This is a genomic window from Delftia sp. WSY_22 (assembly GCF_043104185.1).
Classification (GTDB): domain Bacteria; phylum Pseudomonadota; class Gammaproteobacteria; order Burkholderiales; family Burkholderiaceae_C; genus Comamonas; species Comamonas tsuruhatensis.
Window position 1 is genome coordinate 426,437 of record NZ_JBICKN010000007.1, and the last position, 26,699, is coordinate 453,135.

The 26,699-nt window shown below is 67.9% G+C and carries 28 protein-coding genes; 11 read left to right on the forward strand and 17 right to left on the reverse strand.

Annotation, left to right across the window (positions count from 1 at the left end; translation table 11 throughout):
* Nucleotides 1-85: 85 nt before the first annotated feature.
* Nucleotides 86-790, reverse strand: coding sequence for an aquaporin Z (gene aqpZ, locus ACF8NF_RS06995; RefSeq protein WP_016446578.1), 705 nt, complete (start codon nucleotides 788-790; stop codon nucleotides 86-88).
* Between the two features lie 243 nt (nucleotides 791-1,033).
* On the opposite strand from aqpZ, the gene htpG reads away from it, so the two are divergent.
* From htpG to ACF8NF_RS07015, 4 genes are all read left to right on the forward strand, one after another.
* Nucleotides 1,034-2,980: a molecular chaperone HtpG gene (htpG, locus tag ACF8NF_RS07000; RefSeq protein WP_392450320.1), complete on the forward strand. Its 1,947-nt coding sequence runs from the start codon at nucleotides 1,034-1,036 to the stop codon at nucleotides 2,978-2,980.
* Between the two features lie 365 nt (nucleotides 2,981-3,345).
* Nucleotides 3,346-6,954, forward strand: coding sequence for an IPTL-CTERM sorting domain-containing protein (locus ACF8NF_RS07005; RefSeq protein ID WP_392450322.1), 3,609 nt, complete (start codon nucleotides 3,346-3,348; stop codon nucleotides 6,952-6,954).
* A 149-nt stretch (nucleotides 6,955-7,103) separates the two neighbouring features.
* On the forward strand, nucleotides 7,104-7,655 hold the full coding sequence (gene xrtH, locus ACF8NF_RS07010; protein ID WP_034366861.1) for an exosortase H: 552 nt from the start codon (nucleotides 7,104-7,106) through the stop codon (nucleotides 7,653-7,655).
* 10 nt (nucleotides 7,656-7,665) lie between these two features.
* Nucleotides 7,666-8,421: an exosortase H-associated membrane protein gene (locus ACF8NF_RS07015; RefSeq protein ID WP_012203109.1), complete on the forward strand. Its 756-nt coding sequence runs from the start codon at nucleotides 7,666-7,668 to the stop codon at nucleotides 8,419-8,421.
* Between the two features lie 19 nt (nucleotides 8,422-8,440).
* Here ACF8NF_RS07015 and ureG read toward each other — a convergent pair whose 3' ends face one another.
* The 3 genes from ureG to ureE are packed head-to-tail and all read right to left on the reverse strand — an operon-like array spanning nucleotide 8,441 to nucleotide 10,468.
* Nucleotides 8,441-9,082, reverse strand: a complete 642-nt coding sequence (gene ureG / locus ACF8NF_RS07020; protein WP_016446573.1) for an urease accessory protein UreG — start codon at nucleotides 9,080-9,082, stop codon at nucleotides 8,441-8,443.
* 20 nt (nucleotides 9,083-9,102) lie between these two features.
* Complete coding sequence (locus ACF8NF_RS07025; protein ID WP_392450403.1) at nucleotides 9,103-9,819, reverse strand: urease accessory protein UreF; 717 nt, start codon at nucleotides 9,817-9,819, stop codon at nucleotides 9,103-9,105.
* The gene (ureE, locus tag ACF8NF_RS07030) at nucleotides 9,812-10,468 is read right to left on the reverse strand and encodes an urease accessory protein UreE (protein ID WP_133073964.1); all 657 of its coding nucleotides are present in this window, start codon (nucleotides 10,466-10,468) and stop codon (nucleotides 9,812-9,814) included. The genes ACF8NF_RS07025 and ureE overlap by 8 nt, the downstream gene beginning before the upstream one ends.
* Nucleotides 10,469-10,533: 65 nt before the next feature.
* On the opposite strand from ureE, the gene ACF8NF_RS07035 reads away from it, so the two are divergent.
* Entirely contained in the window at nucleotides 10,534-10,761 is a 228-nt protein-coding gene (locus ACF8NF_RS07035; RefSeq protein ID WP_016446570.1) for an AbrB/MazE/SpoVT family DNA-binding domain-containing protein, read from the forward strand.
* Nucleotides 10,758-11,162 (forward strand): type II toxin-antitoxin system death-on-curing family toxin, encoded by a 405-nt coding sequence (locus ACF8NF_RS07040; protein WP_034366858.1) that lies wholly within the window; start codon nucleotides 10,758-10,760, stop codon nucleotides 11,160-11,162. Before ACF8NF_RS07035 ends, ACF8NF_RS07040 begins: the two co-directional genes overlap by 4 nt.
* Nucleotides 11,163-11,177: 15 nt before the next feature.
* Here ACF8NF_RS07040 and ureC read toward each other — a convergent pair whose 3' ends face one another.
* From ureC to ACF8NF_RS07075, 7 genes are all read right to left on the reverse strand, one after another.
* The gene (gene ureC, locus ACF8NF_RS07045; RefSeq protein WP_012203113.1) at nucleotides 11,178-12,881 is read right to left on the reverse strand and encodes an urease subunit alpha; all 1,704 of its coding nucleotides are present in this window, start codon (nucleotides 12,879-12,881) and stop codon (nucleotides 11,178-11,180) included.
* 12 nt (nucleotides 12,882-12,893) lie between these two features.
* Nucleotides 12,894-13,199, reverse strand: coding sequence for an urease subunit beta (locus ACF8NF_RS07050; RefSeq protein ID WP_174538844.1), 306 nt, complete (start codon nucleotides 13,197-13,199; stop codon nucleotides 12,894-12,896).
* Between the two features lie 27 nt (nucleotides 13,200-13,226).
* Nucleotides 13,227-13,850 carry a HupE/UreJ family protein gene (locus tag ACF8NF_RS07055; RefSeq protein WP_133073963.1) on the reverse strand — a complete coding sequence of 208 codons (624 nt, stop codon included), beginning with the start codon at nucleotides 13,848-13,850 and terminating at the stop codon, nucleotides 13,227-13,229.
* A gap of 158 nt (nucleotides 13,851-14,008) precedes the next feature.
* Complete coding sequence (locus ACF8NF_RS07060; RefSeq protein ID WP_012203116.1) at nucleotides 14,009-14,311, reverse strand: urease subunit gamma; 303 nt, start codon at nucleotides 14,309-14,311, stop codon at nucleotides 14,009-14,011.
* Nucleotides 14,312-14,328: 17 nt separating this feature from the next.
* Nucleotides 14,329-15,237, reverse strand: coding sequence for an urease accessory protein UreD (locus ACF8NF_RS07065; protein ID WP_392450324.1), 909 nt, complete (start codon nucleotides 15,235-15,237; stop codon nucleotides 14,329-14,331).
* Nucleotides 15,238-15,438: 201 nt separating this feature from the next.
* Entirely contained in the window at nucleotides 15,439-16,677 is a 1,239-nt protein-coding gene (locus tag ACF8NF_RS07070; RefSeq protein WP_392450325.1) for an MFS transporter, read from the reverse strand.
* 46 nt (nucleotides 16,678-16,723) lie between these two features.
* Nucleotides 16,724-17,251, reverse strand: coding sequence for a RidA family protein (locus tag ACF8NF_RS07075; protein ID WP_392450327.1), 528 nt, complete (start codon nucleotides 17,249-17,251; stop codon nucleotides 16,724-16,726).
* Between the two features lie 129 nt (nucleotides 17,252-17,380).
* On the opposite strand from ACF8NF_RS07075, the gene soxR reads away from it, so the two are divergent.
* Nucleotides 17,381-17,851 carry a redox-sensitive transcriptional activator SoxR gene (gene soxR, locus ACF8NF_RS07080; RefSeq protein ID WP_017407202.1) on the forward strand — a complete coding sequence of 157 codons (471 nt, stop codon included), beginning with the start codon at nucleotides 17,381-17,383 and terminating at the stop codon, nucleotides 17,849-17,851.
* 28 nt (nucleotides 17,852-17,879) lie between these two features.
* Here soxR and ACF8NF_RS07085 read toward each other — a convergent pair whose 3' ends face one another.
* Nucleotides 17,880-19,049 (reverse strand): MFS transporter, encoded by a 1,170-nt coding sequence (locus ACF8NF_RS07085; protein WP_244451733.1) that lies wholly within the window; start codon nucleotides 19,047-19,049, stop codon nucleotides 17,880-17,882.
* A gap of 314 nt (nucleotides 19,050-19,363) precedes the next feature.
* Here ACF8NF_RS07085 and ACF8NF_RS07090 point away from each other — a divergent pair, with 314 nt between their 5' ends.
* Entirely contained in the window at nucleotides 19,364-19,831 is a 468-nt protein-coding gene (locus ACF8NF_RS07090; protein ID WP_016446560.1) for a hypothetical protein, read from the forward strand.
* A gap of 74 nt (nucleotides 19,832-19,905) precedes the next feature.
* Here the strand turns inward: ACF8NF_RS07090 and ACF8NF_RS07095 are convergent, their stop codons facing one another.
* Together ACF8NF_RS07095 and ACF8NF_RS07100 are read right to left on the reverse strand one after the other, a co-directional pair.
* Nucleotides 19,906-20,856, reverse strand: coding sequence for a diguanylate cyclase (locus tag ACF8NF_RS07095; RefSeq protein WP_016446559.1), 951 nt, complete (start codon nucleotides 20,854-20,856; stop codon nucleotides 19,906-19,908).
* Nucleotides 20,857-20,972: 116 nt separating this feature from the next.
* The gene (locus tag ACF8NF_RS07100) at nucleotides 20,973-22,037 is read right to left on the reverse strand and encodes a serine/threonine protein kinase (RefSeq protein WP_016446558.1); all 1,065 of its coding nucleotides are present in this window, start codon (nucleotides 22,035-22,037) and stop codon (nucleotides 20,973-20,975) included.
* A gap of 30 nt (nucleotides 22,038-22,067) precedes the next feature.
* Between ACF8NF_RS07100 and ACF8NF_RS07105 the strand changes: the two genes are divergently transcribed.
* Nucleotides 22,068-22,820: a 2'-5' RNA ligase family protein gene (locus tag ACF8NF_RS07105; RefSeq protein WP_392450328.1), complete on the forward strand. Its 753-nt coding sequence runs from the start codon at nucleotides 22,068-22,070 to the stop codon at nucleotides 22,818-22,820.
* Here the strand turns inward: ACF8NF_RS07105 and ACF8NF_RS07110 are convergent, their stop codons facing one another.
* The 3 genes from ACF8NF_RS07110 to ACF8NF_RS07120 all read right to left on the reverse strand — a co-directional run bounded on the left by ACF8NF_RS07110 (nucleotide 22,821) and on the right by ACF8NF_RS07120 (nucleotide 24,700).
* A complete protein-coding gene (locus ACF8NF_RS07110; protein ID WP_016451896.1) occupies nucleotides 22,821-23,237 on the reverse strand; it encodes an organic hydroperoxide resistance protein in 417 nt (138 codons plus the stop codon).
* A gap of 66 nt (nucleotides 23,238-23,303) precedes the next feature.
* Entirely contained in the window at nucleotides 23,304-23,774 is a 471-nt protein-coding gene (locus tag ACF8NF_RS07115; RefSeq protein WP_016446555.1) for a MarR family winged helix-turn-helix transcriptional regulator, read from the reverse strand.
* A 110-nt stretch (nucleotides 23,775-23,884) separates the two neighbouring features.
* Nucleotides 23,885-24,700, reverse strand: coding sequence for a crotonase/enoyl-CoA hydratase family protein (locus ACF8NF_RS07120; protein ID WP_047218472.1), 816 nt, complete (start codon nucleotides 24,698-24,700; stop codon nucleotides 23,885-23,887).
* Between the two features lie 212 nt (nucleotides 24,701-24,912).
* Here ACF8NF_RS07120 and ACF8NF_RS07125 point away from each other — a divergent pair, with 212 nt between their 5' ends.
* Together ACF8NF_RS07125 and ACF8NF_RS07130 are read left to right on the forward strand one after the other, a co-directional pair.
* Complete coding sequence (locus ACF8NF_RS07125) at nucleotides 24,913-25,317, forward strand: helix-turn-helix domain-containing protein (RefSeq protein WP_016446553.1); 405 nt, start codon at nucleotides 24,913-24,915, stop codon at nucleotides 25,315-25,317.
* Complete coding sequence (locus tag ACF8NF_RS07130; RefSeq protein ID WP_017406565.1) at nucleotides 25,314-26,642, forward strand: HipA domain-containing protein; 1,329 nt, start codon at nucleotides 25,314-25,316, stop codon at nucleotides 26,640-26,642. Before ACF8NF_RS07125 ends, ACF8NF_RS07130 begins: the two co-directional genes overlap by 4 nt.
* Nucleotides 26,643-26,699: the final 57 nt, after the last annotated feature.

Here is a 26,699-nt window from a genome sequence, read left to right on the forward strand (position 1 = left end):
ACGCGGCTGCTGCCGGACGAAAAAAAGCGGCTGTCGCCAGCCGCCGGGGTTTGCTGCGGGGTGCCTGCTGCGCCCGTGCCTGGCCTTACTCGTCGGCCGGATTGGACAGCAGGGCCTTGTAGATCACGGCGCCGATCAGCGCGCCCACGATGGGGGCCACCCAGAACAGCCACAGTTGCGAGACGGCGATCTCGGGACCGAACAGGGCCGGGCCCGTGCTGCGCGCGGGATTGACCGAGGTGTTGGTCACGGGAATCGAGATCAGGTGGATCAGCGTCAGGCACAGGCCGATGGCCAGCCCGCCAAAGCCGGCTGCCGCGCGCTTGGCCGTGGCGCCCAGGATGACCAGGATGAAGAAGGCCGTCATCACCACCTCGGTGACCAGGGCAGCCGTCATGCCGTAGCCGCCCGGCGAATGCGTGCCGAAGCCGTTGGTGGCAAAGCCGCCGATGTCGGCACCGGCCTTGCCCGTGGCGATCACGTAGAGAATGCCTGCGCCCGTGATGGCGCCCAGCACCTGGGACACGACGTAGCCCGGCAGCTCGCTCCAGGCAAAGCGCCCGCCCATGGCCAGGCCCACGGAGACGGCAGGGTTGAAGTGCCCGCCCGAGATGGGGCCGAAGGCATAGGCGCCGGTGACCACCGTCAGGCCGAAGGCCAGCGAGACGCCGACCAGGCCGATGCCCACCTGCGGGAAGGCGGCGGCCAGCACGGCCGCACCGCAGCCGCCCAGGGTCAGCCACAGGGTTCCGAGGAATTCTGCGGACCATTTTTGAACAGAGCTGTGCATGGGAAATCTCCTGAAACAGGCCCGCCGCTGCGCCCGGGCCCTGCGCGCACTGCCCGCCGAATGGCGGAAAGTGGCGCAGTTATAGCGCTGCGCCTGGCCTGCCGAGAGGGCAAGAAAGTGAACAATCGTCCACAGCCTGCGTCGCCACAGGGGCGGCAGGCTCTTGAAATTGCATCCGCCGACCCGAGATGAGGGCTGATTTTTTCCCTGTTGTGAACCCATAGGACATAGGACACTGTCTGCATGAGCAAGCAAACCCATTCTTTTCAGGCCGAAGTTGCACAGCTGCTGCACCTGGTCACGCATTCGCTGTATTCCAACCCCGAGATCTTCCTGCGCGAGCTGGTCTCCAACGCATCGGACGCCTGCGACAAGCTGCGCTTCGAGGCGCTGAACAATGCCGCGCTGTATGAAGACCAGCCCAACCTGGAAGTGCGCGTGTCCTTCGACGCCGCCGCCAAGACGCTGACCATTGCCGACACCGGCATCGGCATGAGCGAGCAGGAAGCCATCGACAACCTGGGCACCATCGCCAAGAGCGGCACCAAGGCCTTCATGGAAAAGCTGTCGGGCGACCAGAAGTCGGACTCGCAGCTCATCGGTCAGTTCGGCGTGGGCTTTTACTCGGGCTACATCGTGGCCGACAAGATCACCGTGGAAACACGCCGCGCGGGCCTGCCGGCCTCCGAAGGCGTGCGCTGGACCAGCGGCGGCACGGGCGAGTTCGAGGTCGAGCAGATCGAGCGCCCCCAGCGCGGCACCAGCATCACGCTGCACCTGCGCCCCGAGGCCGAGGAGTTCCTCAATGCCTGGAAGATCAAGCAGGTCATCGGCAAGTACTCCGACCACATCAGCCTGCCCATCCTCATGGAGAAGGAGGAATGGAAGGACGGCGAGAACGACCAGCCCGGCGCCATGGTCAAGACCGGCGAGTGGGAGACCATCAACAAGGCCAGCGCGCTGTGGACGCGTCCCAAGAAGGACATCACGGCCGAGCAGTACCAGGACTTCTACAAGGCCATCAGCCACGACTTCGAGAACCCGCTGACCTGGAGCCACAACCGCGTGGAGGGCAACACCGAGTACACGCAGCTGCTGTTCATTCCGGCCAAGGCACCGTTCGATCTCTACAACCGCGACAAGAAGGCCGGCGTCAAGCTCTACGTCAAGCGCGTCTTCATCATGGATGACGCCGAGGCGCTGATGCCCGGCTACCTGCGCTTCGTCAAGGGCGTGATCGACTCGGCCGACCTGCCGCTGAACGTCAGCCGCGAGCTGCTGCAGGAAAGCCGCGACGTGCGCCTGATCCGCGACGGCTCCACCAAGCGCGTGCTGTCCATGCTGGAAGACCTGGCCAAGCACGATCGCCACGAGGCCGGCGAAGGCACGGACGGCGTCACCGACGTGGTCAGCGAAGAGGACAAGGCCAAGGAAGGCAAGTACAGCCAGTTCTACGCCGAGTTCGGCGCCGTGCTCAAGGAAGGCCTGGGCGAGGACTTCGCCAACAAGGAACGCATCGCCAAGCTGCTGCGCTTTGCCTCCACCAGCCAGGAAGACGCCATGGTCTCGCTGGCCGACTACAAGGCCCGCATGAAGGAAGGCCAGGACGCGATCTACTACATCACGGCCGACTCCCTGACGGCAGCGCGCAACAGCCCGCAGCTCGAAGTCTTCCGCAAGAAGGGCATCGAAGTGCTGCTGATGGCCGACCGCGTGGACGAATGGGCCATGGGCTACCTGACCGACTTCGACGGCACGCCGCTGCAGTCCGTGGCCAAGGGCGCCGTGGACCTGGGCAAGCTGCAGGACGAAGAGGAAAAGAAGGCCGCCGAGGAAGCGGCCGAAGCCTTCAAGCCCCTGCTGGCCAAGCTCAAGGAGGCGCTCAAGGACAAGGCCGAGGACGTGCGCGTGTCCACGCGCCTGGTCGACTCGCCGGCCTGCCTGGTGGTGCAGGACGGCAGCATGAGCCTGCAGCTGGCGCGCCTGCTCAAGCAGGCCGGCCAGCAGGCGCCGGACGCCCGCCCCGTGCTGGAGGTCAACCCCGAGCATCCGCTGGTCAAGAAGCTGGACGGATCGGTGCATTTCCATGACCTGGCCAACATCCTGTTCGACCAGGCCGTGCTGGCCGAAGGCGGCATGCCCGAGGACCCGGCCGCCTACGTCAAGCGCGTGAACGCTCTTCTCGCGTGAGTTCCTCACAAGGATCGCCCAGGCGCATTCCATAGGCCTCAGTGCCTGCTCACTGTCGTGCCAGCGCACGGCAGACAAGCCTTCCAAGCCGGTGCTAGCCAAGCTGCCACCGGCTTTTTCACGTCTGCAATCCGTGAGGAAAACCGGTAGTCGTCGGTGGACTCACGGAAAACTCACAAATTCTTCTAAATACTCACTTTTGTCAAAAATTCCAGATCATATTTACTTTTGGTAATAAAGAACCATCATGCCTCCCTTTGGTGCGTCCGGTTGTCGGCTTTTTGACAGAGCTGTTCCAGCCGGGCACCCCGTGCGTCCGTGCCTGCGGCATTCGGCGCTGTCAACGAAGCAAAAGAGAGGTTTGTATGGCTTTCACGAGAAAGGGCTGGCTGGCGCGTGCGCTGCTGTCCGGCGGCTTGCTGGCAACAGCGGCTGCCGTGGCGGCGCCGGCCGATACCGACATCCTGGTCAACCAGGATGGTCTCTATGACGGACAGGACGCATCGGCAGGGCCTGCCGGCGGCACCTTCACCTATGTGGCCAAGGTCAGGCACAACAACATCGGTCCCGACGCCGTAGGCGTCACCCTGACCGAGGTGCTGCCCGTGGGCGCCGTGTTCCAGGGCTACAGCAGCAGCCCGGGCGGCATCACCTGCACGGCACCCGCGGCCGGCACGGTGCTCACCGCAGGCAACAACACGCTGGTCTGCAACATCGGCAACCTTGCGCCCACCGATGGCTTCAAGTCCGTGGGCTTCGAGGTCATCCTGCCGACCGTCGGCACCAACTGGCGCGCCGTGGCCAGCGCGCGCATGGCCTCGCCCGACTACGACAACGACCAGAACAACACGCAGCTGGACCGCAACTTCACCACCACCGAGGCCGCCGATCTGGCCATTGCGATAGCGGCTCCCGCCAGCGTCGCCAACGGCGGCGCCTTCCAGTACGTCATCGACGTGCAGAACAAGGGCCCGTCCGAAGTCCCCGCCGGTGGCCGTACCGTGGTGCATTTCCCCGTGCCCAACGGCGCCGTGGTCACGGGCGTGCCCTCAGGCAGCGGCTGGAGCTGCACGCCGGCCTCGGGCTATCCGCTGATCTCGGGCGAGCTCAGCTGCACGCGCGGCGGCCCGGTGCTGCCAGGCGCCGTGCTGCCAGCCATCACCGTGCCGGCCATCGCCAACATGAGCGGCACCATTGCCGGCGCTGCCAGCGTCAAGGGCTACAAGGACGCCAGCACGGAGATGCCCGACGGCCAGTCCGGCAACAACACCGCCAGCGCCGCCGTGGTCTCCAGCGGCAGTGAGTTCGTGGATGTCTCGCTGCGCAAGCAGGTGGCGCCTACAGTGCTGGATGCGCTGCAGGCGACCGAGGTCACCTACACGCTGCAGCCGCGCCGCGAAGGCGGCTCCCTCGTGCCGCGCGATCTCACCGTCACCGACACCCTGCCGGCCGGCGTGACCTTCACGGGCTTCGATGGCAGCACGGCGCCCTGGAACTGCGGCCACAACAGCGGCACCATCACCTGCACCCATGCGGGCGAGTACCCGGTGGCCGGCTACGCCAACATGCAGGCCATCCGCTTCAAGGCCGTCGTGGCTGCGGGCGGGACACCCGGCACGCAGCTGGTCAACCAGGGCGTGATCGGTGTGGCACCCGGCCTCAACGAGCCCAATACGACCAACAACACGGCCAGCGCGGCCGTGGACTTCAGCAACGATGCGCGGCTGAGGCTGGCCAAGGCCGGCCCTGGCCGCCCGGTGCTGGCAGGCCAGGAGTTCGAGTACACGATCACGGTGACCAACACCGGCCCCATGCCCGTGCTGCCGAATCAGCAGATCACCGTGACCGACAACCCCGCAGACGGCCGCATGGCCATCGTCAGCATGTCCGGTGCGGGCACCGGCGCGGGGGAATGGACCTGCACCACCCCGAGCTGCACCTCGACCGCGGGCCTGGCCGTGGGCGCCAGCCGCCAGATCAAGGTCAGGGCCAAGGTCACGCTGGCTTCGGGCCATCTGGACTTCACCAACAACGCCTCCGCTGGCGTGATCGGCCGGGACAATGCATCGGCCACCACCTCCGCGACCGTCACCGTGTCTGCCGACAAGGTGGATGTGGGCATCGTCAAGAGCGTGGTCAGCCCCGTGCCGCCGGCTGCCATCAAGAGCGGTGAGGAGGTCACCTACCAGCTGGTGGTGAAGAACCACTCGGCCAGCACGACGGTGACGAATGTCCGCGTGCGCGACGCGCTGCAGTCCCTGGTCAAGCAGACCGACGGCGTGCGCATCGTGGGCGGCAACCCGGTGGACGAGGCCGGCAATCCCGTGCCGTACACCTACCCGGGCGGCGGCTTTGTCTCCAGCCGCATCGTCTCCGGCGCCAACGCCAGCTGCGGCACTCCTTCGGGCGGCGTCAACAGCGAGACGCGCGATCTGACCTGCGACATCACCTCCATGGCCCCGGAGGCCGAGGTGGTGATCGAGGTCAAGATCCGCCCCAAGCGCGCCACCACCGGCACCTATGCCAACGCGGCCTCGGCCCAGTCTCTGGACATCCACGACGCCGATCCCGGCAACGATTCCTCGACGGCCAGCATCACCGTGCAGGCCATCGCGGAAATCGCAGCGCAAAAGCAGGTCTCGCCCAAGGTGGCGGCTGCGGGCGAGCCGCTGACCTATACGGTCACGGTGCCCAACTACGGCCCCTCGTCGGCCGCCAATGTCACGCTCAAGGACGTGCTGCCTGCAGACGCCATCTTCATCGGCACGCCCACGGTCTCCGGCGGCGGCACCTGCACTCCGGCTGCCACCGATGGCGTGCAGGGCGGAACGCTGGAGTGCGCCTGGGCCAATCCGCTGCCCACAGGCGCGCAGTACACCGTGGCCTACAAGATGCGCTCGCGCGGCGATCTGGCGGCCGACACGGAGATCCTCAACACGGTCGCCGTGGACACCGCCACCGAGGAACTGACCAAGGCCAACAACCAGGCCGAGGCCAAGGCCCGGCTCAAGCGTGCCGAGCTGGATGTGAACATCAGCATGCGCCACACGGCGGACGGCCTGGTGCTGGGTGAGGACACCGAATACACCATCACGGTGACCAACTCCGGCCCCTCCTACGCCACCCAGGTGGTCGTGACCGACAAGTTCCCCGCATCGGGCTCCACGGCCACCTTCAGCTACCAGAACGGCCTGGCGCTGGCCGGCATTCCCGGCGCCTCCGCATCCTGGTGCGGCGTGCAGCCGGCGCTGAACGCGACCAGCGGGCCTCTGCAGTGCACCATCCCCTCGCTGGCGCCGGGCCAGAGCATGACCATCAAGTTCAAGATGCGCGCCCAGACCCTGCCCGACAAGGCATCGGGCGGCACCATCTACCACGAGGCCTCGGTCAAGCCCTTCGAGACGGAATGGCTGAGCAATGGCGGCGATGTGATCGTCAACAACACCACCACCGACCGGACCTCCACCAGCCGCCAGGGCAATGCCGTGGACCTGGGGATCGGCAAGCAGGGCCCCGCCGGCCCGCTGGACGATGGCGACACGGCCAGCTACACGCTGACCGTCACCAACTACGGCCGCGATCCGCAGTCGCCCGCGGGCGGCTCGGTGACCGACGTGCTGCCCGCAGGGCTGGAGTTCGTCTCGGCCTCGGCAGGCTGCAGCTATGCCAGCGGCACGCGCACCGTGACCTGCAGCGTGCCGCAGCTGGCCCAGGGCGGCACGGCCGTCTTCACGCTGGAGACCAAGCTGGACAAGCCCTACAAGGGCGCCCGCCCGCTGGTCAACTCGGCAACGGTCTCGGTGCCCGGTGACGGCAATCCCGACAACGACAAGAGCACGACCACCACGCCGCTCAAGCCGGGGCCGGGCGGCACGGCCAGCATTCCCACGCTGTCGCAGTGGGGCCTGATGCTGATGTCGTCCCTGCTGGCGCTGATGGCACTGGGGACCATGCGCAGGCGCGAGCGTCGGTGATGCGCCCGTGACGACAAGGGCCGGTGGCGTGATTCACGCACCGGCCTTTGTCGTCTTTGAGCGGTCCGAAGATAATGCGAGCCTATAGAGGGACACTGTTTCGCAACCGCCAGGTCGCAAGCCCGGCAACCAACACTCCAAGACCTGCCATGCTGCGTTTCTTTCTGATCTTTCTGGCCATCCAGCTGACGATGTTCGGGCTGAACCTGCTCAGTTGGGTGCAGCAGCACATCGTGCTGCCCTGGACGGCCTTCCTTGCGCACATCTGCGCCTCGCTGGTGACCTGGTTCGACAGCACGGCCTCGGCCACGGGCAAGGTGCTGTGGAACACGGCCACGGGCTTCGGCGTCTCCATCGAGGCCGGCTGCAATGGCCTGGAGGCCTACATCGTGCTGTTTGCCGCCGTGATGGCCTTCCCCTCGTCATGGCGCCAGAAGCTGGTGGGCCTGCTGGCCGGCTTCGTGGCCGTGCAGGCCATCAATGTGCTGCGCGTCATCAGCCTGTTCTACCTGGGCCAGTGGAGCACCACGGCCTTCAACTTCGCGCATGAGTACCTCTGGCAGGCGCTGATCATGCTGGACGTGCTGGTGTTCTGGCTGCTGTGGGTGCGCTGGAGCGGCCGCAAGGCGCCGTCGCACGATGACGGCGGCCAGCCGCCGCTGCCGCCCGCCGCTGCAGCTTCCGCCGCCGTGGCCGCCTGAGGAGCAGGCCATGATCGGACGCAATCCCATCTCGCGCTTCGCGGCCCTGGCCATGGGCGGCATCGTGGTGCTGACCCTGGCCTGGACGCTGGCGGCCGGCTGGCTGGCCGTGCCGGTGTCCGGCATGAGCAAGTGGGTGCTGGAGAACGCCGCCAACGGCTGGGTGCAGCGCGTGGACCTGGAGACGCCCCGCAACCTGGTCGTCAATTCCTCGGTCCAGGTCTCCAACGAGCAGACCGGCTGGCGCCGCGCCGAGGCCATCGTCGAGGTCGATCCCGCCCGCTACGGCTACGGCCTGCCCGTGCTGGTGGCCATGCTGCTGGCGGCCTGGGGGCCGGGCCGGTGGTGGCGCATCCTGGTGGGGTATGTGGCGCTGCTGCCCTTGCAGACCTTCAGCGTGGTCTCGCAGGTACTGATGCAGCTGTGCCTTGCGGCGCGGCTTGACCTCAACGTGCTGGGCATACAGACATGGCAGCTGGAGGCCATCGTCTACGCCTACCAGATGGGCGGGCTGATGGTGCCCACGCTGTGCCCGGTGCTGCTGTGGCTGGCGCTGGACATGGGCTTTGTGCGCCGCGTGCTGCTGCCGGCCTGGAACCGCAGCCGGGCGCCTGCCGCCGCGCCCCAGCCCATGGTGGCGCCCAAGCCCTCGGCCTGGCGCCAGACCGATGGCGCCGCCACCTCCACCGGCCACCCGCTGGTGTCTTCCAGCAGCGCGGCCACCCTGCCCAAGGCCAAGGCCACCAGCGGCACGCCGCAGCGCTGAAGGCCGTGCGCGGCCGACTTCAGGCCTGAGCGGGCATGGGCGGCAGCAGGCCGCGCTCGGTGATGAAGTCGATCACCTCGCGCAGGCCCTTGCCGCTTTTCACGCTGCCCATCACATAGGGCTTGTGGGCGCGCATGCGCTGCGTGTCGGCTTCCATGATGGACAGGTTGGCGCCCACGTAGGGCGCCAGGTCGGTCTTGTTGACCACCAGCAGATCGCTCTTGGTGATGCCGGGGCCGCCCTTGCGCGGAATTTTCTCGCCGCCGGCCACGTCGATCACGTAGATGGTCAGGTCCGACAGCTCGGGGCTGAAGGTGGCGGCCAGGTTGTCGCCGCCGCTTTCGATGAAGACGATGTCCGCCTCGGGGAACTGGCGCAGCATGCGGTCCACGGCCTCGAGGTTGATGGAGGCGTCCTCGCGGATGGCCGTGTGCGGGCAGCCGCCGGTCTCCACGCCCATGATGCGCTCGGGCGGCAGGGCCTCGGCCACCGTCAGCAGGCGCTGGTCTTCCTTGGTGTAGATGTCGTTGGTGATGACCACCAGGTCGTAGTGGGCGCGCATGGCCTTGCACAGCATCTCCAGCAGCGTGGTCTTGCCGGAGCCGACCGGGCCGCCGATGCCGACGCGCAGCGGGGGGAGTTTCTTGGTGCGGGTGTTCATGGTGGACTTGGGGTGAGTGATCAGGACCGGAAGAGCCGGGAGTACTGGTGTTCGTGCCGCGCCTGCAGCACGCTCCATTGGGGCAGCATGGTGTCCAGCCGGGGCGGCGCCTCGCTGGCGCGGCGGCGTGCCTCGCCCACGGCCTGCTCCAGCAGCGGATGCAGGGCCAGCAGCAGGCTCTGGCCCGCCACCTGGCCCAGTGGCACGGCCTTGATGGCGGCGGCCACCTGGTTCTCCAGCCAGGCAAAGCCATAGGCCAGCAGGGCATGGTCCTCGTCGGCATCCACGGCGGCGCAGGCGCAGGCAAAGGCCGTGGGATAGGCCAGGCCAGGGTTGTCCACAAGGGCGCCCAGTTGTGCGATGCGGGGCGCAAAGGCCTCGCCGCCCCAGGGCACGGAGCGCAGCAGGCTGTGCAGCGACCAGCCCATCTGCAGCGTCTCGGCACGGGCCTCGCGGCTGTCGCGGCTGGCAATGAACCATTGGTTCCATTCGTGCACTGCCCCTTCGTCGCCTTCGCTCCAGGCCCGGCGCAGCAGCAGCCACAGCGGCGCCTCGCAGCGTGCAAAGCCGTGGGCCAGCGCATCGGCAATCCAGGTGCGCGCCGTGCCGGCATCCGTGACCAGGCCGTGCTCGATGGCGGCCTCCAGCCCCTGCGAATAGCTGAAGCCGCCCACGGGCAGCTGGGGCGATGCCAGGTGCAGCAGGGCGCACAGCCCCTGTATCGACAGGTCAGCCATGCGGATGGTCGTGGCCGTGCCCGTGTCCGCAGCAGCCTTTGTGATCATGGTCATGGCTGTGGTCGTGGCCATGTTCATGCCCGTGGGAATGATCGTGTGAATGGTCGTGGGAATGGCCGTGTGCGTGCCCATGGTCATGCAGCGCATACACGCTCTGCGCCAGCGCCTGGTCTTCGGCAAAGCTGGCGTCATGGCCGTGGCGGTGGCCGCCGCCATAGGCGCCGGCCTCGGGCTCGAAGGGCGCATCCACCAGGGCCACCTGCGCGCCCAGGCGCAGCAGCATGTCGTGCAGCACGGGGTCGTGTTCCAGGTGCAGGTGCGTGGGCGTGACCTCCACCGGGATATGCCGGTTGCCCAGGTGGTAGGCCGCACGCAGCAGGCCCAGCGGCGTAGCCGCCGTCACGCGCAACACCGCCTGGGGCGCGGCGCGCACGGCGACCAGGCTGCCATCCTCGGCCACCAGCACATCGCCGCCGCGCAGCACGCTGCCGCGCGCCAGCACCACGGCCAGCTCGCGCCCCGTGGAATCGATGGCCGCAAAGCGGCTCTTCTGGCGCATGTCCCAGTCCAGTTCCAGCGTGGCGGCGCGCCTGACCAGCACGGCGGCAAGGCCGCCGCCCTGGGGCATGTGTTTGTTGACGGTGAGCATGAATTGTTTCGTATTAACGTTCGTTATAACATTGCGAAGTCAATGACTTCCCTGGAGATTCCATCATGACCACTCTCAAACTCACCCAGGTCGGCAATTCCGTGGGCTTGATCCTGCCCAAGGAGATTCTGGCGAAGCTGAACCTGGGCAAAGGCGACACGGTGTATCTGACCGAGGTTGCCGACGGTGGCATCAAGCTTTCTCCGTATGACGAGGACTTCGGGCAGCAGATGGATGCAGCGCGCCTGATCATGAAAAAGCGGCGTGGTGTTTTGCGTGAGCTGGCGAAATGACCGGGAACATGCAGGTTTGGGTCTGGCTCAGCGAGGCCGTCATGCTGGCTGTTCACGAAGAGCAACTGACCGAGCATGGTGGCCCGGCGGGCGTGCGTGATGCCGGGTTGCTGGCATCCGCCCTGGCCAGGCCACGCCATCTGGCCGCTTATGGGGCGCCTGATGCGGCCGAGCTGGCAGCCAGCTATGGCTTTGGCATCGCGCGCAACCATCCCTTTGCGGATGGCAATAAACGCACAGCCTTTGTGGCGACCGAGCTGTTTCTCCATCTCAATGGCTGGGAATTGACGGCGGGTGACGAGTCCTGTGTGCTGACCATGGTGGCCTTGGCCGCAGGCGAACTGGACGAGGCCGGGTTCGCCCTCTGGATACGTGAGCACAGTGCGCCCTTGCCCCGCTGACCCCATTGCTCCCCCTTAAAAAAGAAAATACCGCTGCGCCATCGGCAGCTCGGTGGCGGGCTCGCAGGTCAGCAGCTGGCCGTCGGCCACGACCTGGTAGGTCTCGGGATCGACGCTGATGTCGGGCTGCCAGTCGTTGTGCACCATGTCGCGCTTGCTGACGCTGCGGCAGTTTTCCACGGCCACGGTGCGCTTGCGCAGGCCGTAGCGGTCGGCCACGCCGGCCTGCTGGGCGGCCTGCGAGACGAAGGTGAGGCTGGCCGCCGCCACGCCGCTGCCCTGGCCCGCGAACATGGGGCGGTAGTGCACGGGCTGGGGCGTGGGGATGCTGGCGTTGGGGTCGCCCATGGCGGCGCTGGCGATGCTGCCACCCTTGAGGATGAGGCTGGGCTTGACGCCGAAGAACGCCGGCCGCCACAGCACCAGGTCGGCCAGCTTGCCGACCTCCACCGAGCCCACGACATGGGCGATGCCATGCGTGCGTGCGGGATTGATGGTGTACTTGGCCACGTAGCGCTTGACGCGGAAGTTGTCGTGGCGCGCGTTGTCGCCCGGCAGGCTGCCGCGCTGGACCTTCATCTTGTGCGCGGTCTGCCAGGTGCGCAGCACGACCTCGCCCACGCGGCCCATGGCCTGGCTGTCGCTGGAGATCATGGAGAAGGCGCCCAGGTCGTGCAGCACGTCCTCGGCGGCGATGGTCTCGCGGCGGATGCGGCTTTCGGCGAAGGCGATGTCCTCGGCAATCGAGGCGTCCAGGTGGTGGCAGACCATGAGCATGTCCAGGTGCTCGTCCAGCGTGTTCACCGTGTAGGGCCGCGTGGGGTTGGTGGACGAGGGCAGCACGTTGGCCTCGCCGCAGACCTTGATGATGTCGGGCGCGTGGCCGCCGCCCGCGCCTTCGGTGTGGTAGGTGTGGATGGTGCGGCCCTTGAAGGCGGCCACCGTGGCCTCGACGAAGCCGCCCTCGTTGAGCGTGTCGGTGTGGATGGCGACCTGGGTGTCGGTCTCGTCGGCCACGCCCAGGCAGCAGTCGATGGCGGCGGGCGTCGATCCCCAGTCCTCGTGCAGCTTCAGGCCGATGGCGCCTGCCGCGATCTGCTCGCGCAGCGGCGCGGCCTGGCTGGCGTTGCCCTTGCCCAGCAGGCCGATGTTCATGGGGTAGCCGTCCACGGCCTGCAGCATGCGCTCCATGTGCCAGGGGCCGGGCGTGACCGTGGTGGCGAAGGTGCCCGTGGCCGGGCCCGTGCCGCCGCCGATCATGGTGGTCACGCCGCTGGTCAGCGCCTCGTCGATCTGCTGCGGGCAGATGAAGTGGATGTGCGTGTCGATGCCGCCGGCCGTGACGATCATGCCCTCGCCCGCAATGATTTCCGTGCCGGGGCCGATGACGATGGTCACGCCCGGCTGCATGTCCGGGTTGCCGGCCTTGCCTATGCCGGCGATCAGCCCGTTCTTGATGGCGATGTCGGCCTTGACGATGCCCCAGTGGTCGATGATCACGGCATTGGTGATGACGGTGTCGGCGCAGTCGGCGGCCATGCGCTGGCTCTGGCCCATGCCGTCGCGGATGACCTTGCCGCCGCCGAACTTGACCTCTTCGCCGTAGATCGTGTGGTCCTTCTCGATCTCGATGACCAGGGCCGTGTCGGCCAGCCGCAGGCGGTCGCCCACGGTGGGGCCGAACATCTCGGCATAGGCCTGACGCGTGATGCTTGCCATGAATGTTCCCTTTCAGAGAGGTCCCATCACCTTGGCGTTGAAGCCATAGATGATGCGGTCGCCGGAGATTTCCACCAGTTCCACCGTGCGTTCCTGGCCCGGCTCGAAGCGCACGGCCGTGCCGGCCGCGATGTTCAGCCGCCAGCCGCGTGCGGCGGCGCGGTCGAAGTGCAGGGCCTCGTTGACCTCGAAGAAATGAAAGTGCGAGCCCACCTGCACGGGCCGGTCGCCGGTGTTGGTGACCGTGAGGGTCTGCACGGGCCGGCCTGCGTTCAGCAGGATCTCGCCGGGCTCGGCCAGCAGCTCGCCGGGGATGATGCGCTCGGTCATGTGCGGCTCCCGCGCTCAGCCTGCCAGGGCTGCTGCGCCATAGCCCATGGCGGCCACGCCGGCCAGGCGTGCGGCCCAGGCCGAAGCCGTGCCGCCGCGCATGGCCCGGCCAAAGGCCACGCCCAGCGCATGCAGCACCAGCGTGGTGGCGACCATGCCCGCCATGTAGGCCCAGAACACGGCTGCGGGCAGCGCGTGGGGGAAGACCTCGCCATGCGCGTATCCGTGGAACAGCGCGAAGGCGCCGGCCAGCACCATGGCCAGGGCCACGGGCAGGCGGCGCTGGGCCACCAGCAGCAGGCCGAAGGCCAGCAGCGAGGCAGCCACCATGGGCTCCACGGCCGGCAGCTCCAGCGGGGTCTGCGTCAGCGCCAGGCCCAGCGCCATGCAGGCGGCAAAGGCCACGGGCGGCAGCCACTGGCGCTTGAGCATCAGCCCGCACCACAGGCCCAGCGCCAGCATGGCCAGCAGATGGTCCAGGCCCGCAATGGGATGGGACAGCCCGGCCATCAGGGCCTGCATGGCGCCGTCGCCGGCATGCAGGTGGGCGCCGGCCCCCGTATGGGCGCTGGCAGCCGTGGCGGCGGCCAGCAGGGCCGGGGCGAGCAGGTAGTTGAAAGTGTTGCGGAATCTGAACATGGAGATCTCCTTGATCGCTATCGAGACTGGATCTGCCCACGGCACAAGCGGATGCAGCGGGCTGGTTGGGGGTGCCCAGCAAGGGCCTAAGCTGGCCGCGCCGCCCCGCAGCGATGGCGCCGTCCCCCTTGGGGGAAGCGGCGTAGCCGCTCAGGGGGTCAAACTATTGGATGATGAACGGTGACCAGCTTGGTGCCGTCCGGGAAAGTGGCTTCGACCTGGATGTCCGGGATCATTTCTGGAATGCCCTCCATCACATCGGCGCGCGTCAGCACCGTGGTGCCCAGGTGCATGAGTTCGGCCACGGTCCTGCCGTCGCGCGCCCACTCCAGCACGGCGGCGCTGATCAGCGCCACTGCCTCGGGGTAGTTGAGCTTCAGGCCGCGCGCCTTGCGCCGCTCGGCCACCAGGGCTGCGGTGAACAGCAGCAGCTTGTCTTTTTCACGCGGGGTGAGTTCCATGGATGAGTCTCCGTTGATCAGGTGGCCCAGAGGCGGGGAGGGCGGGCGGGCATGTCCAGCAGTGCGGGGCGCAGCAGGCGCCAGCCTTCATGCAGCACGGCCCGTGCCGCCTCCATGCGGCGGGCCAGCACGCGCAGCAGCAGCACCGAGGGCGCGCCGCCCTGGCCGGCCAGCAGGCTGGCGCCGGCGCGCACTTCGTCGCTCCAGGGCAGGCTGGCGGCCAGTTGCTCGCTCAATGGCTCCATGGCCGCCAGGGGGTCCGGGGCCACGGCCCAGAGGCTGGCCTGTATGGGCAAGCCTGCCCAGGCAACCGGGCTGGACAGCAGGGCATGGCCGCAGTGCAGCTCGCCCTGTTCCAGCCACAGTGGCAGGCCCGCATGGGTCAGCCGGTTGTGAAGCTGCAGCCGCGCAGGCGGTGCGTCGGCATGGTTCCAGTGCTCGCCTGCGCCATAGCGGCCCAGCACCGTGGCGTCCCAGCCGATGGCGCGCGCGCCCGGCGCAAGATCCAGGTCCAGCGCCATGGTGGCGTCGGCACCGGCAAACAGCATGTTTTCCTGCGGCAGCCATTCCAGGATGGCGCCTTCTTCCACGCGCAGCCGCACGCGCTGCGCGGCCGGGCGGCCCTGGGACTTGTACCAGCGCGTGGCGCCTGGCGTGGTCAGCAGGGCGTGGGCGCCGGGCTCCACGGTCACATCGATCTGCAACTGGTCGCCGCCGGCCACGCCGCCGGGCGGGTGCAGCAGCACGGCATGGCAGATGCCGGGGCCTTCGGGGTGCAGCGGTTTTTGCACGCGCAGCGGGCCGCTGTGGCGTGCGTGGGAAAGCACGCTGCCCTGGCCGGCACGGTGCCCGAAGCGCAGCTCCAGCATGGCCTGCCAGCCCGAGGCGGACGTGGGCACGGCGGTGATCGGTAGCGCTGCGGACATGGGCGGGGCGGACGGTACAGGGCGTGTGGGTGGTAACGGCCTTCCGTCATGCATTTAGCGTGCCAATCCGGTGCAGTGGCGGCTGCGCCCTGCTGGTGCGCTGGCGCATCGGATTGGTGCGTGCGCTGCCATGCGCGGGGCGGAATGCGGCACGCTTGCGGTGCATTCCTGCGCCGCCGTGCCGCAGGTTGGTGCGATGCCCTACGCCCGTGCCTTGGCCTGGCGCGCCAGGCTTCTGTCCCAGGCGACCACGGCCAGCGTGCACAGGCTCAGGGCCAGGCCTGCAACGCCGGCACCCGTCCATCCCCAGTGCAGCCACACCGTCGAGCCCACGGCCGAGCCCAGCGAGGCGCCGATGAAGTACCCCGTCATGTAGACCGCATTGATGCGCGATCGCGCCGAAGGCGCCAGCGCGTAGATCACGTTCTGGTTGCTGATGTGCAGGGCCTGCAGCGCAGCATCGACGATGAGCAGCCCCGCCAGGAACCACCACAGGCTGGTGCCGCCCAGCCACAGCGCCCCCCAGCCCGCCAGCATGAGCAGGCCGCCGGCCAGCGTGGTGCGCTGCTCCAGCCCCCGGTCGGCCAGCCGGCCGGCCATGTTGGCCATGAGGGCGCCGGCCACGCCGACCAGGCCGATGAGGCCGATCTGCGCATCGCCGAACCCGTAGCCCGGCCCGGCCAGCAGCAGCGCCATGGTGGAGAACAGCACGCTCACCGTGGCAAAGCCCATGCCGCCGATCAGCGCCCGGCTGCGCAGGCGCGGCTGCTCGCGCGCCAGCGTGAGCAGGGAGCGCATCACCGCGCCATAGCCGATGCGCTGGGCCGGCTGCGCCAGCGGCAGCGCGCGCCGCAGCAGCAGGGCCACGCCGGCCGTGGCCAGGGCACCGACCCAGTACACGGCATTCCAGCCGCCCAGGTCCGAGAGCACGCCGGCCACGCTGCGCGAGGCCAGGATGCCGATCAGCAGCCCGCTCATGACCAGGCCCACGGCGCGCCCGCTGGCGCCGGGCGCCGCAAAGCTGGCCGCCATGGGCACCAGCACCTGGGCCGCGACCGAGAACAGCCCGGTCATCAGCGTGCCCGCCGCCAGCAGGGTGAAGCTGTGCGCCATGCCGCTGGCCAGCATGCCCAGCGCGGCCAGCAGCATCAGGCTCAGCACCAGGCGGCGGCGTTCCAGCATGTCGCCCAGGGGCACGAGCAGCAGCAGTCCCAGCGCATAGGAGACCTGGGCCATGGTCACCGTCAGCGAGGCACGCGCCTCGCTGATGCCCAGGTCCATGGCGATGGAGTGCAGCAGCGGCTGGTTGAAGTAGTTGGCGCCCGCGCACAGGCCGCAGGCCGTGGCCATGAGCAGCAGGGTGCTCTGGGGCAGCACGGGCGCGGCGGTGGCCTGCATGGGCGGCGAGGGCAGGGCGGGGGCCGGGGAGGATCTGTTCATCGGACGAATGCCTGTGGTATCTGCTGATGGGGGGCAAGCGGATGGCTCAGACCCACAGCGGCGGCCGCGCCGGCTGGGCGGTGGCGGGCAGTGCGGCCACGGCATCGACCTCGATCAGCATGCCGGGCAGGGCCAGCCGGGGCACGGGGATCAGGGTGCAGGCCGGAAAGCGCGGCAGGGTATTGCTGGGGGCGCCATCGCCGGGGGCACCGTCGCTCCAATGCAGGCGCACGGCGGCCTGCCAGTCGTTGAAGCGGGCCTCCGAGTGGTCCACGATGAGCAGGGTCAGCTTGGCCACTTGGCCCATGTCCGCGCCCGCCGCCTGCAGCGCCAGCTTGAGGTTGGACAGGGCCTGCTGCGCCTGGGCCGCGAAGCTGTCGGGCAGGTCGCCCGCCTGGTTCTCGCCGCCCTGGCCCGAGACGAAGGCCCATTGCGCCGGCCCGTGCACGGTGACCACATGCGTGTAGCCGTTGGGCGTGGCGTCGTAGAGACCGGCGGGCTGCAGATGGTGCAGTTGCGGGGCCGTGGAAGCGGCGGGCTGTGCCGAGGCGGCTGGAAGTGCGTCGTGTTGCATGGTGGGCCTGGAGTCCGAAAGTGCGCCGGCTGGGCCGGCGAGGCTTGCCAGTGTGAAACCTCAACCAAAGTTGAGGTCAAATGCAGGCCTGCTTGGACCTATTTTTCCTGCGCCTATTTTCCTGCTGCCATGAATCTGTCTTCTGCCGGTGTCACCGCGTCCGACCATGACGGGCCGGCCATCCTCTCCGTGGGCGAAGTAGCCCGGCGCAGTGGCATCTCCGTCTCGGCCCTGCATTTCTACGAGCGCCAGGGGCTGATCGAGAGCCTGCGCACGCCCGGCAACCAGCGCCGCTATGCGCGTGCCGTGCTGCGGCGCGTGGCCGTCATCAGGGTGGCCCAGCGCATGGGCGTGCCGCTGGCCGAGATTGCCGAGGCGCTGCAGGAGCTGCCCAGCGGCCGCACGCCCACGCAGGCCGACTGGAGCGCGCTGTCCGCGCGCTGGCGCCATGCGCTGGATGCGCGCATCCAGGGGCTGACCCAGCTGCGCGACCAGATCGACGGCTGCATTGGCTGCGGCTGCCTGTCCCTCAAGGTCTGCCCGCTGCGCAATGACGGCGATTGCCTGGCCAAGGACGGGCCGGGGCCGCACTTTCGCTGAACAGCCTGCGCTTGGGCGTGAACAGGTCCTAGTGTTTGGGCATGGGCAGCGTGGGCGTGCGCGTGCACATCCAGCACAGCCAGCCGGCCAGCACGCCCATGACGATGCAGTAGGCGACCAGGGCCTCGGTGATGCCGATGTGGTCCGAGAGCCAGCCCAGGCCGAGGATGGGCACGATGGTGCCCAGGTAGCCGACCACCAGGTAGGTGGACAGCAGGCCCGTGCGCGTGGCCGGCGTGGAGACCTTGTTGACGATGGACATGCCCGCCAGGTTGCACAGGCCGTGGCCCGCCGCCGTGGTGATCACGCTGAGCGCGAACAGCAGGGCCGAGCCCGCAAAGCTGTTGACCAGCAGCAGGAGGTTGCAGGCCACCAGGCAGGCAAAGCCCAGAATGGCCGAGCCCTTGGTCGGGCGCGGGCGCGCCAGGTACTGGAAGCCCGCCGAGAGGAACAGGATCACGCCGATGGACAGGCCCGAAACGGCCGGCCCATGCCAGGGCACCATGCGCTGCATGAAGCTGGGCGCCAGCGATGCGAACAGGCTGAACATGCCGAAGGCGCAGAACGCACACATGCCGCCCAGCGCGTAGTGGCGCGCAAAGCGGCGCTCGGGCAGGGTGATGGTGGGCATGAAATCGCGCCAGTGCAGCGCACGTGCCTGGGTGGAGGCCAGCTCCGCCGGCTCGGCAATGCGCACCTGGTACAGCGCATAGATGGCCAGCAGGCCCAGCCCCAGCGAGGGGATATAGGCCGTGACCAGCGGCCAGGGCAGCCACTGCGCGATCAGCCCGCCCACCACGGGGCCCAGCCCGAAGCCGAAGGCAATGGTCAGGCTGGTCGTGGCCGCGGCGCGCTGCAGGTCGCCCCGGTTGTTGAGCCGGGTCATGCCCACCGAGGCCGAGGTGGTGATCAGCCCCGAAGCCACGCCGATCACCACGCGGCCCAGCGCAAAGCTGGGCACGTTCCAGGCCACGGTGGAGGCCAGCACGCCCAGCGTCATCAGGATCAGCCCGGCGCGCAGCACGGCGACAAAGCCGAAGCGGTCGGTCAGCCGGCCCAGGAACAGCAGGCTGGCCAGCGCGCCGAACATGTAGGCCACGAAGATCTGCGTGATGTGGCTGGGCTGTAGCCCCCAGGCCTGCTGGTACAGCGGGTACAGCGGGCTGGCCAGGGCCGTGCCCATGACACCCACGCACATGGAAAAACACACCCACGCATAGGGCGGCCAACGGGTTTGCATAGAAAAAGGGAACGCGAAGAAGACGAAAGCGAGGGAAAGAGGCGCCGCGCAGGCCTTGCGCCCCGAGGCGCCGCGGCACTGTCCGGGAGCGCATGGAATCTGGAATGACCCGCAGGCCAATGGGTGAATTCTAAGAAACCCGCGTGTCCTGGGTGTTTCGCCGCCTCCGAGCCCCTGGCATGCACCCGGGCATACCGCTGGCATCGTGCGCCAGGCGGGCGGGTGTACCCTGTGGCCGTCCCTGTGTTTTCCCCTTGTCCTGAGAGTCCGGCATGCCAGTTCCACCCACCGCATTCATCACCTGCCCGCCATTGCGCAAGGCGGCTGGGGCCGCGCTTGCCGCCTGCGCGCTGCTGCTGGCCGGTTGCGGCTCGGTAGGCGGCGGCGTGGGCATAGGCATTCCCGTCGGCCCGGTATCGGTGGGCGTCGGGCTGGGCAGCGGCGGGCTGAGCGCCGGTGTCGGCACGGGCGTGGGGCCGCTGGGCGTTGGGGTGGGCGTCAACCAGAGCGGCCAGGTACTGGGCAGCGCCGGCGTGGGCGCCTCCACGGGCGTGGGCGGCGCGCGGGTGGGTGTGGGCGTGGGCTCGTCCACCGTGCTGCACGACCCGCAGCGCTCCGCCACCCAAACACCGCAGGAGCCCGCACCTGCAGCGCCCTCCCAGACCCCCGCCGGCCAGTTGCAATGGCGCGACGCCAGCGGTCAGGTCGTACCGGCCTGCCGCGTCGACGGGCGTTGCTAACGCTTAAGCGTATGCGTCGCCCTGGAAGGTGCGCCTGGCCCAGCCTAGGGCAGCCGCTCAGGGGGAGCTTCGGTTCACCCCGCCCAGACGATACGGTCCCGGCCCGCATTCTTGGCGAGGTACAGGCGCCGGTCGGCATCGGCCAGCAATTGGTCGGCGCTGTTGTCGGGCGAAGGCGCCATGCTGGCCACACCCAGGCTGACGGTCAGCGCATGGCCCAGGGGCGAGGCGGCGTGGGGCAGGTCCAGCGCCCTGAGCGCATCGACGATGCCCTGCGCAACCAGCACCGCGCCGTCCAGCGCCGTATGGGGCAGCAGGCAGACGAATTCCTCGCCGCCATAGCGCGCCAGCAGGTCGCCAGGCCGGTGCAGCGCGCCCTGTATGGCCTGGGACAGCTGGCTCAGGCATTCATCGCCGACCAGATGGCCGTAGTGGTCGTTGTAGGCCTTGAAGTGGTCCACATCGATCATCACCAGCGACAGCGGCTCGCCCAGCCGCTGCAGGCGCATGAACTCGCGCTCCAGCTGGGCGCCGAAAAAGCGCCGGTTGGCCGTGCCCGTCAGCCCGTCGCTGTGCGAGAGCAGCTGCAGCATCTTGCGCTGCTGTGCAATCTCCAGATGCGTGCGCACACGCGCCTTGAGCACGGGCGGGCGAAAGGGCTTGGTCACGAAATCCACCGCGCCCAGGTTCAGTCCCAGTTCCTCGCAATGGGGCTCGGTCAGCGCCGTGAGAAAGATGACGGGGATGTGGGCGGTTTCCAGGTCCGCCTTCAGGCGCCGGCAGACCTCGAAGCCGTCCATCTCGGGCATGCGGATGTCCAGCAGGATGAGGTCGGGCAGGTACTGGCGAGCCAGGGTCAGCGCGTCCTCGCCCGTGTGGGCCATGAGCACGCTGCACAGATCCTTGATCACCTGGCAGATGATGGCGGCGTTGTCCGGGACGTCGTCCACCACAAGCACCTTCTGCCCGGCAGGCAAGGGCTGTAGCGGGTTGGGCAGCGTAGGGGGGAAGGCGGAGTAGGGCATGGCCGGTGGGATTTCGGGCCGAGAATACCCCGGAACCCGCAGCCCTGGATAGGGCGCAGGAGGTCTGGACAATTTGTAAAGATCTCTGTCTTCGGCAGGCAGGCGGCCCGGTGGCCTCAGGCGTATAGAGGCTCTTCCTGCATCGCCTCGATCTGCTCGTTGAGCATGTCCACCTGCCCGCGCCAGTAGTCGGGCGTGCCGAACCAGGGGAAGTTGATGGCAAAGATCGGGTCGTCCTGGCGCCGCGCCAGCCAGGCGCTGTAGTGGATGAGGCGCAGCGTGCGCAGCGGCTCGATCAGGGCCAGCTCGCGGCGGTCGAAGGGGCGGAACTGTTCATAGCCATCCAGCAGGGCCCCCAGCTGGCGCGTGCGCTGGCTGCGGTCGCCCGACAGCAGCATCCACAGGTCCTGCACGGCCGGGCCCGTGCGCGCATCGTCCAGGTCCACGAAGTGCGGGCCGCCATGGCCTTCGTCGTCCAGCGGCGTCCACAGCACGTTGCCGGGATGGCAGTCGCCGTGCAGGCGCAGCGTGCGCGCGCTGTGCAGGCCGAAGTGGCCGGCTGCGCTCAGGCCGTCGGCAGCGGGTGCCATCAGCTCAAGGGCGCGCTGGCAGGCGGCTTTCCAGGTGGATTCCACCTCCAGCGGAATCATTTTCCGGTCCAGCAGCCATTGCATGGAGTCGTGGCCGAAGGTGGCCAGATCCAGCGCGGGCCGGTGCACAAACGGGCGGGCTTCGCCCACGGTGTGGATGCGGGCCAGGAAGCGCCCGGTCCACTCCAGCACCTCGAAATCGTCCAGCTCGGGCGGGCGGCCACCGCGCCAGGGGCTGACCGAGAAATCAAAGCCCGCGTAGCTGTGCAGCGTGGCACCTGCCAGCACCAGCGGGGGCACGGCAGGCACTTCGGCGGCCGTCAGCTCGGCGCTGAAGGCGTGCTCCTCCAGGATCTGATCGCGGCTCCAGCGGCCCGGGCGGTAGAACTTCAGCACCACGCGTTCGCCGTCCTCCAGCACGGCCTGGTAGACGCGGTTTTCGTAGGAGGCCAGGGCCGTGAGCCGGCCATCGCCCCACAGGCCGACCGAGGCCAGTGCGTCGAGCACGGCGTCGGGCGTGAGCCGGGCATAGGCGTGCGAACCGGCATCGGGGACGGCACTCAGATCAGGATCGTATGGTGTGGCAGACATGGGGCGATTGTCGCCGGGCTGGCTTAAGCTTTGCGTCCGCCCGACAACGCCGATCCGCCCGCCGTGCCGCTGCTGCCCCACTTCCTGCAATCCCATGCCATCGCCAGTGCGGCCGGGCCATCCGACGACTGGAGCGCCTGGCACCTCGGCCGTGGCCGCTATGCGGTCTGGGTGGTGACGATGCAGGCGCTGGCCCCGCCTGTGCGCGACGCCGTGCAAGCCGCCTGTGCGCAGGCACGCCGCTGGCTGGGCGCGGCGCTGGTCCCGCACTGCCAGCGGCAACTGCACGTGACCCTTGCCACCGCGGGCTTTCTGGATGGCGGTGCGCAACTGCCGCAGGCCTACGGCGCGGCGCAACTGTCGCGCGACCTGCTCGCGCTGCAGCACCTGCCGGCCGCGCCGCTGCAGCTGGAGTTCGGTGGCTGGGGAAGTTTCGAGATGGCGCCCTACCTTCAGGTGCGCGACGTCAGGCCGGACGGCTGCACGCTGCACGGACTGCATGGCGTGCTCGCGCAGACAGGGCCAGGGCTGGCGCTGACCGAGGCGATGCGCCCCTACGTGCCCCATGTGACGCTGGGCGCCTGGAGCGCTGCCTGGCCCCGTGACCAGGTGCTGCAATGGATGAGCGGCCTGCCAATGCAGGAGCACTGGCAGGCCGCCGTGGGCGAGATCGCGCTGGTCAGCTATGCAGCCGATGTGCTGCACGGGCCGTTGACCTGTCACGCCCGCTACGACCTCCTGCGCCGCAGGCTGCACTGGCTGCAGAGGCCGGACTGGGCCTGATCAGGCCAGGGTGATCTGCACGTCGATGTTGCCGCGCGTGGCGTTGGAGTAGGGGCAGACCTGGTGGGCCGCGTCCACCAGGGCCTGGGCGGCGGCCCTGTCCATGCCGGGCAGGCTGACCTTCAGGCGCGCGGCGATGCCGTAGGCGTTGGGGATGGTGCCCAGGTCCACTTCGGCGTCGATGGCCAGGTCCTGGGGCAGGCTGATCTTCTGCTTGCCGGCCACGGCCTTGATGGCGCCGATGAAGCAGGCCGAGTAGCCGGCGGCGAACAGTTGCTCGGGGTTGGTGCCCGTGCCGCTGGTGCCCGGCGAGGACAGGGTCACATCCAGGCGTCCGTCATCGGTGCGCGAGGCGCCGTCGCGGCCGCCGGTGGTGTGGGCACGTGCGGTGTACAGGACTTTTTCGAGCTGGGCCATGGTGTCTTCCTTTTGCAAAGTTGTCCGGCGTGCGGACGGGTGGAGGAAATCGTCTGCGGGTGGTCGTCAATCGCTGCGGCGCGGCACCAGCCGCTGGCGCAGTGCGCCCAGTTGCTGCGTCAGCGCCTGCAACTCGGGCAGCGTGCACTGCGTGCTCTGCAGCACGCAGGCGGGAATCTTTTCAGCCGCATCGCGCAGTGCCCGGCCTTGCGGCGTGAGCGTGATGCGCACGCGCCTCTCGTCATGCGCATCGCGCACCCGCTCCAGCAGGCCCGCGCCTTCCAGGCGCTTGAGCAACGGGGTCAGCGTGCCCGAATCCAGATACAGCTGTTCGCCGATCTCGGACACGGTCAGGCCGTCGCGCTCCCACAGCACCAGCATCACCAGGTACTGCGGATAGGTCAGGCCGATGCCATCGAGCAGGGGCTTGTACAGCTTGGTCATGGCCAGCGATGCCGAGTACAGCGCGAAGCAGACCTGGTTGTCCAGGCGCAGAAGCTCGGAGCTGTCGAGAGGAAGGGGGTGGCTGCTGGGCATGGGTTGAATTATTGCTGTCAATTAAATTGTGCACAACTTAATTTGAAAAACCCCTTCGGATCGGAAGGTGAAGATCCGCAGGGGTCGAGGGGTCGAGGGACCGAGGGGGCCTATCGGCCCGTGAAGCGAGCGGGGCGTTTTTCGATGAAGGAGCGCACGCCCTCGGCCGCATCCTCGCTGCTGGCCAGGCGCTGCTGCACGGGAATGAAGTCGGCCACGGCAGCGGCCTGGCCCAGCTCGATGGCCTTGAGCACATTGAGCCGCGTGGCCACCACGGCCTGCGGGGCCTGGGCGGCAATGCGCTCGGCAATGCGCAGCGCCTCGGCCAGCTCCTCGCCGGCCGGCACCACCTTCTGCACGAAGTTCAGGCGATAGGCCTCGGCGCTGTCGAATTCGTCGGCCGTCAGCAGGTGCAGCATGGCATTGCCCACGCCCGCACGTTCGGCCATGCGCAGCGTGGCGCCGCCCGTGGGCATGATGCAGCGCTGCACCTCCAGCTGGGAAAAGCGGCAGTCGTCGGCCGCCACCACGATGTCGGCGCCCAGCATCAGCTCGATGCCCACCGTGAAGCAAATGCCCTTGACCGCCACCACCATGGGCTTGGCGCGGCGCCGGTAGCCGACCAGGCCGTAGTCGTGCGGCTCCACCAGGCCTTGCGGGATGGCCTTCCTGCCCGAGCGCAGGTACTCCGCCATCACCGGCAGGTCCAGCCCCGCCGTGAAATGGCTGCCGAACGCATGCAGCACGCCCACGCGCAATTGCGGGTCGTCGTCCAGCCGGGTATAGGCCTCGGCCAGCTGCTGGAACATGGGGGGCGTCCAGCCGTTGCGCTTGGCGGGACGGTTGATGCCGATCAGCAGCACATGGCCGCGCACTTCGCAGCTGATGCAGCCTTCGGGCGGCGGGGTGGGGGTGTTGATGTCCATGCGTGTCTCCTGCGCATGGACCTTAGAGCAGGCCAGGGATGGGTGCAGTCGCGCAGAGGACGGTTGAAAACGAAATGAATATCTAAGCAATGCTTTCGTTTTCTGAGGTTTGGGAAGCTGATCGATGAAAATCGATAAGTTCGTTTCGATTCATTGCCAGCGCCATTGCCGATCGATAAGATCGAAACCATGCTTTCGATTTCATTGAAGCCATGAAGATCTCCATCGACTCTGTGGATGCACTCGGTGACGCGGTATGGGCCGTTCGCAAGGCGCGGCGCTTGCGCCAGGACGATGCAGCAGGCGCCGCAGGCGTGAGCCATGTCTTTGTGCGGGACGTGGAGCGCGGCAAGCCCACGGTCCAGTTTGGGCGCGTGCTGCAACTGCTGTCCGAACTGGGAATCGAGGTGCTCATCGACCTTCCCGAGGGAACCGAGCAGGCCTATCTGCAGCGCCGCCAGGCCAGGCTGCCACCTGAGTCCCATGGTTCCCACGAGTACCGAACGCGCCAGGGCGCACCGGACGGAGGGCCAGCCGCTGAAGTCAGGGAGGAGCCCGGTGCCCGCGACTCGGACGATGCGTTCTTCCGCACCGCCTTCGAAAAGAACAGGCCGTGACCGCACGCATCCTGGACGTATTCATCAACGGCCGGCTTGCCGGAAAGCTGGTCGAAAACAGGGATGTCTGGGGCTTTGCCTATGAGGAGGAGTGGATGGGCGACCCTCGCGCTTTCCCATTGGCGCCCGGCATTTCCTTGGCAAAGCGCAGGCACATCGACGGATCTACGCACCGCAGCGTCCAATGGTTCTTCGACAACCTGCTGCCCGAGGAAGCACTGCGCAGTGCGATCAGCAAAGAGCTGGAGGTGAATGAGCACGATGCCTTCGGCCTTTTGCAGGCCCTTGGCGCGGAATCGGCCGGATCCCTGGTCCTGCTGCCGCCTGGGGCGGGTGCAGCCGAGCGCGGCGCAAGGAGGCTGGAGTTCGGCGAACTGTCGCTGAGACTCAGGAACTTGCCGCGCACATCCTTGCATGCCGGATCACCCAAGCGCATGTCCCTGGCTGGAGCGCAGCACAAAATGGTGGTGCTGTACGACGAGAAAACCGCTCGCCTGCAGGAACCCTTCCAAGGGACGGCTTCCAGCCATATCCTCAAGCCGGACTCCACGGCCGAAGGCTATCCGCACTCGACCGTCAACGAGGCCTTCACCATGAAGCTTGCCGGGCGCCTGGGGCTTGATGTGCCGCCGGTACACCTGCTGTACACGCCCGAGCCGGCCTATGTCATCAACCGCTTTGACCGCGTGTTTGATGAAGCGTCCCAAGAGTGGCTGCGACTGCATGTGGTGGATGCCTGCCAACTGCTCGACCTGGCCCGGACTTTCAAATATCAAGGAGCCAGCATCCAGACACTGGCGTCGTTGATGGACCGCTGCCGCGAAAAGGCGCAAGCCCGGATGGGCATCTATCAGTGGCTGCTGTTCAACACCCTGGTGGGCAACAGCGACAGTCATCTGAAGAATCTGTCGTTCCTGGTGGACCGGGGCGGCGTCAGGCTGGCGCCGTTCTACGATCTCCTGAGCACCGCCGTCTATCACACGCGGGCTTACGCCGATGAACATGCGGTATGGCCACAGGAGCGGCTGACGGTTCCGCTTGGGGGTGCGGCCTTCTTTGCCGACGTGACCTACGGAAAGCTGCTGGCCGCAGGTACGGCCTTGGGCCTGACCCAGAGCACAAGCGGACGTGTGCTCGACAGGATGCTTGGCATGCTGGCTCCGCAGGCCGATACGTTGATCGCAGAATTCGAGGCTGGCCAGCTCCACCAGCCTGCCGACTCTGCAATGGACCATTCCACAAGAAGTGCCCACCTGAGAATGCTCAGGTCGATACGTCACATCGTCATCGAGGACATGCTGGCGCTGGTGCGCAAAACCAAGTAGCGCGCGGCCACCAAAACAAAAGGCGAAGGCCAGCCTGAGCTGCCTTCGCCTTCGCTT